This is a genomic window from Nocardioides pelophilus (assembly GCF_014180685.1).
Lineage (GTDB): Bacteria > Actinomycetota > Actinomycetes > Propionibacteriales > Nocardioidaceae > Nocardioides > Nocardioides pelophilus.
Genome location: NZ_JACEHF010000165.1, coordinates 1 through 9,302 on the forward strand (window position 1 = coordinate 1; position 9,302 = coordinate 9,302).

The window sequence follows — 9,302 nt, forward strand, 5'->3', positions numbered from 1 at the left end:
CCGCGGCGTCCTGGGTGCGGTCGTCGGGTCCGTCGGCGGGGCGGCCGTGGCGACGCTCGTCGGCGTCGACACCGGCTCCGGATCGGGCGGATCGACGACGTCGCCGGAGCACGCCGACATCAGCAGTCCCCACGCCAGGGCGGCCGAGACCACGGTCAGCGCGCGCCGGAACCGTCGGGCGGAGTGCGGGTCGACGGGCATAGGCCCCTGAGCGTAGGCGCCCCGGCCGCCGGAGCGGTCTAGACAGAACTTCCCACGGTGTAACCCATCTCCGTGCACGTCGTTGAGGGTGCGTGCTGATCTAGGGGCTCGGCCCAGCTCGCACACCCCCCATGAAGTGCGTGCAACGGCTGAGGTGATTTCGTGACAGTGGTGATCGGACACACTGCCTCCGCACGCACTCAGGCCCTGTCCGCCCCGTCGAGCCGGTCGCTGCGCTTCCTCCCGGGCGCGCTGATCCTCCTGGACATCGCGGTGGTGTCGCTAGCCGGAGGCGTGGCCGCGTTCCTCGACGAGGGGATGCCGTACTTCGACCCGACCGCCGACATCGACCTCTCCAGCGCCACCCTCGGGCCGCTGCTCACGCTGGGCTGGATCGTCGTGATCGCCCTCGGCGGCGGCTACCGCCGGCAGGTGCTCGGTGGCGGCAGCGACGAGTACAAGCGGGTCCTCAACGCGAGCCTCGCCTTCACCGGACTGCTCGCCCTGGTCCTGTTCATCTCCCAGGCCGACGTCTCCCGCGGGTTCTTCCTCCTGCTCTTCCTGGTGGGAGTCCCCAGCCTCGGCCTCTCCCGCTGGGGCGCCCGCTACCTGCTCCACCGCGCGCGCAGCGCCGGCTACCTCGGTCTCCCGGTCCTGATCGCCGGCTCTCCCGAGCACGTCGACGACGTCCACGGCGTCATCGACCGTGCGCCGTGGCTCGGCTACCGCGTGGTCGGCGCGGTGACGCCCCCGGGCGACGCCAGCCACACCGTCGGCGGCGTACCCGTGGTCGGCTCGACCGACGACGTCACCCGCGCTGCGCTGCGCAGCGACGCCCAGCTCATCCTGTTCGCCGGCGGCTCGTCGTCCACCGCGCAGGAGCTCCAGGAGAAGGTCTGGCAGCTCGAGGAGCGCGGCATCGGCGTGGTCGTGGCGCAGAGCGCGACCGGCATCACCACCGACCGTGCCTCGTTCCGCCCGGTCGGCGGTCTGCCGCTGATGCACCTCGGCGCACCCGCCTGGGCCCAGGCGACCCGGCTCGGCAAGCGCACCTTCGACGTCGTCGGCGCGCTCGCGCTGCTCGTCTTCTTCAGCCCGCTGCTCCTCGTGATCGCGCTGCGGATCAAGCTCCACGACGGTGGGCCGGTCTTCTTCCAGCAGCTCCGGGTCGGCCGCCAGGGCGTCCCGTTCCGCTGCGCGAAGTTCCGCACCATGGTCACCGACGCCGAGGACCTGCTGGCCGCGCTCCACGTCGCGACCGGCTACGACGGCGGTCTCTTCAAGATGGAGGACGACCCGCGGATCACCAAGCCGGGCCGATGGCTGCGTCGCTACTCCCTCGACGAGCTCCCCCAGCTGTGGAACGTCGTCCGCGGCGACATGAGCCTGGTCGGCCCCCGCCCGCCGCTCCCCCACGAGGTCGCCCAGTACGACGTCGCCGCCCGCCGTCGCCTCCACGTGCGCCCCGGCATGACCGGCCTCTGGCAGGTCTCAGGCCGCGCGGACCTCTCGTGGGAGCACGCCATCCGCCTCGACCTCTACTACGTCGACCACTGGTCGATGCTCCAGGACCTCCACATCCTGTGGCGCACCCTCGGTGTCGTCGTCCTCGGCAAAGGCGCCTACTGAGCTTTACTGCCCGAGCGTGTCGCAGACGGTGACGCGACACCCGGAGTTGGCCGTTGGTCGCGGAGCGCGACGTTGGTCGAGGAGGTCGCCGCGCGCGACGTTGGTCGAGGAGGGCGCCGCGCGCGACGTTGGTCGAGGAGGTCGCGCAGCGCAACGTTGGTCGAGGAGGTCGCGCAGCGCGACGTTGGTCGAGGAGGTCGCGCAGCGCAACGTTGGTCGAGGAGGTCGCGCAGCGCAACGTTGGTCGAGGAGGTCGCGCAGCGACCGTCACGAGACCCCTCAGCTACTCGTAGCCGAGGACCGACTTCCGCTTCTCGCCCCAGGCCAGGGCGGAGGCGATGGCCTCGTCGAGGGAGGCCTCGGTGCGCCAGTCCAGGAGCGCGGCAGCCTTGTCCGCGTTGGCGTAGGCGCCGACCGCGTCGCCGGGGCGCGATGGCGCCTCGGTCACCGGGACCGGCTTGCCGACGACCCGCTCGACGGCGGCGATGAGCTCCTTGACGGTGACGCCGTCACCCCCACCGATGTTGAGGTAGGCGTACGGCGCGCCCTCGGCCTCGATGACCGCGTCGAACCTCTCGACGGCGCGCACGTGGGCCTTGGCGAGGTCCCACGCGTGGATGTAGTCGCGCAGGCCCGTGCCGTCGCGGGTGGGGAGGTCGGTGCCGGTGATCGTGAACGAGTCGCGGTAGCCGAGCGCCGCCTGCGCGAGCAGGGGTACGACGTGGGTGGCGTCCTTGAGGTGGTAGCCGGTCTCGAGATCGGGGTCGGCGCCGATCGGGTTGAAGTAGCGCAGGATGATCGCGCGCAGCGAGGTCGCCTGGGCGATGTCCTCCAGGCACATCTCCATCATCCGCTTGGTGCGGGCGTACGGCGAGCTCGGGTCGACCGGATCGGTCTCCCTGACCGCGAACTCGGGCGTGAGCGCGTAGAGCGACGCCGTGGAGGAGAACAGGATCCGCGGCTTGCCCAGCTGCTGGAGCTCGTCGAAGAGCTCCAGCGACTTCGCGACGTTGTCGCGGTAGTACTCGTAGGGCAGCTCCACCGACTCGGGTACGACGATCCGCGCCGCCATGTGGATCGTGGCCTCGATCTCGGGGTTCTCCTCGACGATCCGGCGCAGCAGCGCGCGGTCGGCGATGTCGCCCTCGTAGAAGATCCGGCCCTCGGCGTACTGCCGGGGTCCGACGAGGAGCGAGTCGAGGATGACCGGTGTGTGCCCGGCCTGCTCGAGCGCCTTTGCCGTGATCGAGCCGAGGTAGCCGGCGCCGCCGGTGACGAGAACCTTCACGGGGCAGGAGCCTACGGGGTGGATCCCCGCCCGGCGGTCAAGGGCAGCTGATCGCCGCAGGGTCGATCGCGTCCCTGAGCGCGTTGGCGTCGGTGCCCTCGCCGCAGTCGATCACCCGGTCCCGGACGCCGTCGTTGGCCCGCAGCAGGTCCCGCCCGGCCCCGCCGCGCAGCTCGTCGATGCCGAGGTTGCCGGTGAGCTGGTTGGCGACCTCGTTGCCCGTCAGCACGTCGGCACCCGAGCCGCCGTTGAGGTTCTCCACCGAGCCGCGCACCCGGTCGCGCTCACCCTCGGCGCCGTCCTCCCGGCTGCCGTCGTCGTCGCCACCACCGCCGATCGTGACGTTGACCCCGACCGCGCGGGCGCCGTAGTCGGCGGTGTCGATCCCGGGCCCGCCGGCCAGCAGGTCCGCGTCGAACCCACCGTCCAGGCGGTCGGCCCCGTCCCCGCCTCGCAGGACGTCGTCACCGCCACTGCCACTGAGGAAGTCGTTGCCCTCGTCACCGATCAGCACGTCCTCGCCACCGCCGCCGAGGAGCTGGTCGTCACCCTCGCCACCGACGAGCCGGTCGTCGCCGCGGCCGCCGAGCACGCGATCGGAGCCGCCGCCACCCGTGATCTCGTCGGCACCGTCACCGCCGTCGATCTGGTTGACACGCTGGTCGCCGACCAGCGTGTCGGGCCCGGAGCCGCCGACCNTCGGGCCCGGAGCCGCCGACCAGGTTCTCGACGTCACCGGCGATCAGGTCGCTCACGCCGGAGAGCGGCGAGGTCTCACCGAGGTACGCCGTGGCCGGGGCGGTCTGGCCCGCATAGCTGACCGTGTCGATCCCGCCACCGCCGCAGATGACGTCCTGTCCCTCCAGGCCGAGGATCGTGTCGTTGCCGCCCATCCCGTGGATCACGTCGACGCCGTTCGATCCGCGCAGCGTGTCGTTGCCCGCCGTCCCGCCGATGGTGACCTGCCGACCCTGGCACACAGGCTGGTTCGCGCCCCACGTCGTCGACTCGAAGTTCGAGCCGGAGGTGACGAGCGCCTGGCCTCCGGTGGTCCAGTCGTAGGTGTAGATCCCGTCCGGCCTGTGGAACGCCATCCTCCTGCCGTCCGGGGCCCACGCCGGCTCCCGCTCGTGGTAGCCGGCGTTCAGCAGCAGCAGGCGACCGGTGCCGTCCGGGTTCATCCAGTAGATGTCGTAGTTCGACGGTGTCTGCGGGAACTCGAACGCGATCTTGGTGCCGTCCGGCGACCACGTCGGTGCCTGACCCGGGCCCAGATCGACCGGCGTGCCCCCGTCGGCGTCCATCACGAAGACGTGCATCGGGGAGGCGAACGGTTGTCCGGAGAAGTTGGCGAAGGCGATCTTGGCGCCGTCGGGCGACCAGGTCAGGTCCTTGCCGTAGAAGCTGCCGCGCAGGATCTGGATCGGCGTCCCACCGTCGGCGTCGACCACGTAGATCCCGTTGCCGCCCTGCGTGCGGACGAAGGCGATCTTCGTGCCGTCCGGCGACCAGGTCGGGTCGGTGTCGTACGAGCCGGTGGTGATCTGCACCTTCGGGCCGGGGCTGTAGAACGGATGGGCGACGACCCAGATGCCGTCGCGCGACCCGGTGGCTCCGAACGCCCAGTAGGCCATCCTCGTGCCGTCCGGTGACCACTCCGGGTCGCGGAGGGCGGCGTTGGCGTCGTCGAGGTCGATGTAGGAACGGCCGTCGCTCGACCGCAGGTAGCCGCCGGTCACAGCGCCGTTCGCCGGATCCTTGATGAGCTCCGTCCACGCGATGACGCCGTTCGTCCCAGCGGTGACCGAAGGCACCGTCGGTCTCGACGGGTCAGCGGCGGAAGCGGGTGGTCCGGCGGCCGGCGCAGTCAGCGCCGCTCCGACCACGGCCGTCACGACCACCGTCCGAGCGAGTCCTCGCAACCCGAATCTCGCCGCCATCGCAACCACCGTCTGTCAGGGAACCGGAGGGGAGCCCGACCCGGACGGACGGTTTCGACCGTGACACACCGGGCTCCGCTGCGCGAGGGATCGCCGACAATTTGTCGGGTTTTTCAGCCTTGTGGATGACTCTCGGCCAGCAGACCCAGCAGGTAGTCGCCGTACCCGCTGGCGCGCAGGCCCTCCCCGAGCCGGCGCAGCTGCTGGTCGTCGATGTAGCCCATCCGCCAGGCCACCTCCTCGGGTGCGGCGACCTTCGTGCCCTGCCTCGCCTCGAGCGTGCGCACGTAGTTGCTGGCGTCGTTGAGCGCCTCGAAGGTGCCGGAGTCCAGCCAGGCCGACCCGCGCGGCAGCACCTGCACGGCCAGCCGCCCCTCCTCCAGGTAGGAGAGGTTGAGGTCGGTGATCTCGAGCTCGCCGCGCGCGGACGGCCGGAGCGCCTTGGCCCGCTCGACGACGTCGGGACCGTAGAAGTAGAGGCCGGGGACCGCGAGGTTGCTGCGCGGTCGCTCGGGCTTCTCCTCCAGCGCCGTCGGCCGTCCCTCGCCGTCGAGCTCGATGACGCCGTAGGCCTCGGGGTTCGCGACGGGGTAGGCGAACACCGCGGCGCCGTCGACGTCGTCGAACTGCCGCAGGCGCCCGCCGAGCCCGGGCCCGTAGAGGATGTTGTCGCCGAGGATGAGCGCCGACGAGCCCCCGCCGATGTGGCTCTCGCCGATGACGAAGGCCTGCGCGAGCCCTTCGGGCGAGGCCTGTACGGCGTAGGTGATCTCGATCCCGAGCTGCGATCCGTCGCCGAGCAGCCGCCGGAACTGGGCGGCGTCGTGCGGCGTCGTGATGACGAGGACCTCCCGGATCCCCGCCAGCATCAGCGTGGACAGCGGGTAGTAGATCATCGGCTTGTCGTAGATCGGCATCAGCTGCTTGCTGATCGCCAGGGTGATCGGGCCCAACCGGTTACCCGTGCCGCCGGCCATGATGATCCCCCGCATCGGACTAGCATGCCGCACGTGCAGCAGCGGATCCTGGTGACCGGCGGGGCAGGCTTCATCGGCTGCAACTTCGTCCGGCACCTGCTCGACCGCACCGACGCAGCGGTGACGGTGCTCGACAAGCTGACGTACGCCGCGAGCCCGGCCGCGCTCGAAGGACTGCCCCCCGACCGCTTCCGGCTGGTCGTCGGAGACGTCGCCGACGCGCCGGTCGTCGACCCGCTGGTCGCCGTGCACGACGCGGTGGTGCACTTCGCCGCGGAGTCGCACAACGACAACTCGCTGCGGGACCCGACGCCGTTCGTGCACACCAACCTGGTCGGCACCTTCACCGTGCTCGAGGCGGCACGGAAGGCCGACGTACGCCTGCACCACGTCTCCACCGACGAGGTGTACGGCGACCTCGCGCTCGACGACCCGCGACGGTTCACCGAGGACTCGCCGTACCGTCCGAGCAGTCCCTACTCGGCGTCCAAGGCCGGCTCGGACCACCTGGTGCGCGCCTGGGTGCGCAGCTTCGGCGTCCGCGCGACGATCTCGACCTGCTCGAACAGCTACGGGCCGTGGCAGCACGTCGAGAAGTTCATCCCCCGCCAGATCACCAACGTCCTCACCGGCGACCGCCCGAAGGTCTACGGAACCGGCGCCCACGTCCGCGACTGGATCCACGTCGGCGACCACAGCGCAGCGGTGCTGGCCATCCTCGAGCGGGGCCGGGTCGGCGAGACCTACCTGATCGGAGCGGACGGGGAGCGCTCGAACGTCGAGGTGGTGCGCCTGATCCTGCGGCTGATGGGCCGCGACGAGGACGACTTCGACCTCGTCAGCGACCGCGCCGGCCACGACCTGCGCTACGCGATCGACGCGAGCCGGCTGCGCGAGGAGCTCGGCTGGTTACCGGAGCACGGCGACTTCGAGGCGGGCCTGGAGCGCACCATCGCGTGGTACGCCGACCACCAGGACTGGTGGCGTCCCGGCAAGGCCGCGATCGAGGCGGCGTACGCCGCCAAGGGGAAGTGAGTCAGTCTGACTCAGTCGAGGTCGGTCAGCCGACTTCGACGCGGCCGTAGTCGTCCTCGAGCCGGCAGATGTCGTCCTCGCCGGTGTAGGCCCCGTGCTGGACCTCGATGATGACGAGCTGCTGGTCGTGCTCGTTGGTGATCCGGTGCGGCTCACCGATCCCGACGTTGACCGAGTCGGCGACGTTGAGCACGAGCACCTCGCCGGCGATCACGCAGGTGGCGGTGCCGGAGACGACCGTCCAGTGCTCCGCCCGGTGCTCGTGAGTCTGGTACGACAGCCGCGAACCCGGCTCGACGACGATCCGCTTCACCTTGAAGCCTTCGCCCTCGTCGAGCACCTGCCACGATCCCCACGGTCGAACTGCGCTGTCACCGATCAACGTCTTCCCCACTCTCCACCGGACTTGTCCCCAGGTCCTCCACGCCCCCACAGGCGTGCATACCTCCCACCGTAACGACGGCAGGGATACCGAAGGTACGGATCAGGAGAACATTCGACTCGAAATCGGCGAACCGGTCAGCGCCGCCGCAGACCCGTGAGCGCCGGACGGACGTCGGCGAGGTAGACCAGCGCCGCGATCGTCATGGCCAGGTTGATGATCATCAACGGGAGCGGCAGCAGCTGCAGGACCACGGCGATGCCGAGCACGATGCACCAGGTCGGCTTGTTCAGCTTGTCCGCGGCGAGGTAGGCCTCCCCCGAGTAGAGCAACGAGCTGACGAACGCGAAGATCTTGATCACGAGCAGCACGAAGAAGACCACGAGCTGTACGTAGCTCTCGACGAGGAACACATCCATGATGGCCCGATTCTATCGGTCAAATGAACGAGGCCCCGAGGGAATCACCCTCGGGGCCTCGTCGGCTGAAGCGCTAGCTCACTTGGCAGCGGTCTTCTTGGCCGGAGCCTTCTTGGCGGCAGCCTTCTTGGCCGGAGCCTTCTTGGCGGGCGACTTCTTCGCCGGAGCGTTCTTCGCGACGGAGCCGGGCACGGAAGCCGGGGCCTTCACCGCGTCACCCTTGCGGAGCTTGGTCACGACGCTCTCGCCACGCTTGGCGAGGTCGGCGTAGGTGCCGGTCACGGTCGCGACGTTCTCGTCGTACTGCTTCTTGACCGTCGTCTGCAGCTTGGTCGGAAGCTCCTTGGCGTCGGCCTGGAGCTCGGCGAGCTTGGCCTCGAACTTCGCGCGGTTGTCGGCGAAGGTGGCGGCGGCCTTCTCCTGCAGGGTCTTCGGCTGGGGAACCTCGAACTCCTTGACGGACTTCTGCACGTCGGCGACGCGAGCGTTGACCTTGGTCTGGACGTCGGTGACGTAGACCTTGACCTTCTCGACGGCCAGGTCGGTGGCGCCGACACCCGCGTAGAGCGGCTTGGCGGCGGCCTCGGGGACCTCGGGGAGGTCGATCGACTTCAGGTCGACCTTGGGAACCTCGAACTTCGGGAGCTCAAACTTCGGCATGGTGGATAACACCCTTCTTCGTGTGTTGGGGGGTCGTGCGTCTTATAGGGAGGGGGCGGTCGCCACGTCGGTGTGGCCGGGCTCGTCGCGGTCGACGGGCGCAGGCGCCGTGTCGGCCTCGTTGAGCGCCAGGAACGACGCGTAGACATCGAGGAGCGACTGCTTCTGCCGCTCGGTGAGGCCGGTATCGCCGAGTACGGCGAGCTCGACCGAGCCACCCACGCCGTCATCCGGGCTGAGGATTCCGGCCCGGATGTAGAGCTGCTCCGCGGAGATGCGCAGCGCCTTCGCGATCTGCTGCAGCACCTCGGCCGAGGGCTTGCGGAGCCCGCGCTCGATCTGGCTCAGGTACGGGTTGGAGACGCCGGCCTGCTCGGCGAGCTGCCGCAGGGACAGGCGCGACTGCGTGCGCTGCTCCTTGAGGTAGTCACCCAGTGCGCCGACTGTCTCGGTCACCTTCACCTTCACCATGCCCCCCATCCTGCTAGCAATAGTTAGCACTTTGCAAGCTGAGGGCACGTGAACTGGTTCACACGGTCTCCCCGGTCGGTTGAGGAGGTCGCCCAGCGACCCGCCCCCCGTTGGTCGAGCAGGTCGCCCAGCGACCCGCCCCCCGTCGGTCGAGGAGGTCACCCAGCGACCCGCCCCCCGTCGGTCGAGGAGGTCACCCAGCGACCCGCCCCCCGTCGGTCGAGGAGGTCACCCAGCGACCCGCCCCCCGTCGGTCGAGCAGGTCGCCCAGCGACCCGCCCCCCCCGTTGGTCGAGGAGG

11 protein-coding genes are annotated in these 9,302 nt (G+C 70.0%); 2 read left to right on the top strand and 9 right to left on the bottom strand.

Features of this window, described 5'->3' with window-relative positions; genetic code table 11:
- Positions 1 to 201 (bottom strand): hypothetical protein (locus H0488_RS19285; protein WP_376768479.1); only part of this gene is annotated, 201 nt, incomplete at its 3' end.
- Between the two features lie 171 nt (positions 202 to 372).
- Between H0488_RS19285 and H0488_RS19290 the strand changes: the two genes are divergently transcribed.
- Positions 373 to 1,830 (top strand): sugar transferase, encoded by a 1,458-nt coding sequence (locus tag H0488_RS19290; protein WP_183100858.1) that lies wholly within the window; start codon positions 373 to 375, stop codon positions 1,828 to 1,830.
- A gap of 283 nt (positions 1,831 to 2,113) precedes the next feature.
- Here H0488_RS19290 and galE read toward each other — a convergent pair whose 3' ends face one another.
- The 4 genes from galE to rfbA form a co-directional block, all read right to left on the bottom strand.
- Positions 2,114 to 3,178, bottom strand: coding sequence for a UDP-glucose 4-epimerase GalE (gene galE / locus H0488_RS19295; protein WP_220794794.1), 1,065 nt, complete (start codon positions 3,176 to 3,178; stop codon positions 2,114 to 2,116).
- Complete coding sequence (locus H0488_RS19300) at positions 3,156 to 3,854, bottom strand: calcium-binding protein (RefSeq protein WP_183100860.1); 699 nt, start codon at positions 3,852 to 3,854, stop codon at positions 3,156 to 3,158. The genes galE and H0488_RS19300 overlap by 23 nt, the downstream gene beginning before the upstream one ends.
- The gene (locus tag H0488_RS25150; protein ID WP_446685630.1) at positions 3,751 to 5,058 is read right to left on the bottom strand and encodes a hypothetical protein; all 1,308 of its coding nucleotides are present in this window, start codon (positions 5,056 to 5,058) and stop codon (positions 3,751 to 3,753) included. The genes H0488_RS19300 and H0488_RS25150 overlap by 104 nt, the downstream gene beginning before the upstream one ends.
- Before the next feature lie 113 nt (positions 5,059 to 5,171).
- Entirely contained in the window at positions 5,172 to 6,050 is an 879-nt protein-coding gene (gene rfbA / locus H0488_RS19310) for a glucose-1-phosphate thymidylyltransferase RfbA (RefSeq protein ID WP_183100862.1), read from the bottom strand.
- An 18-nt stretch (positions 6,051 to 6,068) separates the two neighbouring features.
- Here rfbA and rfbB point away from each other — a divergent pair, with 18 nt between their 5' ends.
- Positions 6,069 to 7,070, top strand: coding sequence for a dTDP-glucose 4,6-dehydratase (gene rfbB, locus H0488_RS19315; protein WP_312856437.1), 1,002 nt, complete (start codon positions 6,069 to 6,071; stop codon positions 7,068 to 7,070).
- Between the two features lie 25 nt (positions 7,071 to 7,095).
- Here the strand turns inward: rfbB and H0488_RS19320 are convergent, their stop codons facing one another.
- The 4 genes from H0488_RS19320 to H0488_RS19335 form a co-directional block, all read right to left on the bottom strand.
- A complete protein-coding gene (locus H0488_RS19320; RefSeq protein ID WP_376768480.1) occupies positions 7,096 to 7,410 on the bottom strand; it encodes a phosphomannose isomerase type II C-terminal cupin domain in 315 nt (104 codons plus the stop codon).
- A 179-nt stretch (positions 7,411 to 7,589) separates the two neighbouring features.
- Positions 7,590 to 7,871 carry a DUF2516 family protein gene (locus tag H0488_RS19325; protein WP_183100864.1) on the bottom strand — a complete coding sequence of 94 codons (282 nt, stop codon included), beginning with the start codon at positions 7,869 to 7,871 and terminating at the stop codon, positions 7,590 to 7,592.
- A gap of 78 nt (positions 7,872 to 7,949) precedes the next feature.
- Positions 7,950 to 8,531, bottom strand: coding sequence for a hypothetical protein (locus tag H0488_RS19330; protein ID WP_183100865.1), 582 nt, complete (start codon positions 8,529 to 8,531; stop codon positions 7,950 to 7,952).
- A gap of 42 nt (positions 8,532 to 8,573) precedes the next feature.
- The gene (locus H0488_RS19335; protein ID WP_183100866.1) at positions 8,574 to 9,002 is read right to left on the bottom strand and encodes a helix-turn-helix domain-containing protein; all 429 of its coding nucleotides are present in this window, start codon (positions 9,000 to 9,002) and stop codon (positions 8,574 to 8,576) included.
- Between the last annotated feature and the right edge of the window lie 300 nt (positions 9,003 to 9,302).

What these genes read in the sequence shown, in the direction of transcription:
- rfbA (WP_183100862.1), bottom strand. Translation starts at nt 6,050, where the DNA reads ATGCGGGGGATCATCATGGCCGGCGGCACGGGTAACCGGTTGGGCCCG.
- H0488_RS19325 (WP_183100864.1), bottom strand. Translation starts at nt 7,871, where the DNA reads ATGGATGTGTTCCTCGTCGAGAGCTACGTACAGCTCGTGGTCTTCTTC.
- H0488_RS19330 (WP_183100865.1), bottom strand. Translation starts at nt 8,531, where the DNA reads ATGCCGAAGTTTGAGCTCCCGAAGTTCGAGGTTCCCAAGGTCGACCTG.
- H0488_RS19335 (WP_183100866.1), bottom strand. Translation starts at nt 9,002, where the DNA reads ATGGTGAAGGTGAAGGTGACCGAGACAGTCGGCGCACTGGGTGACTAC.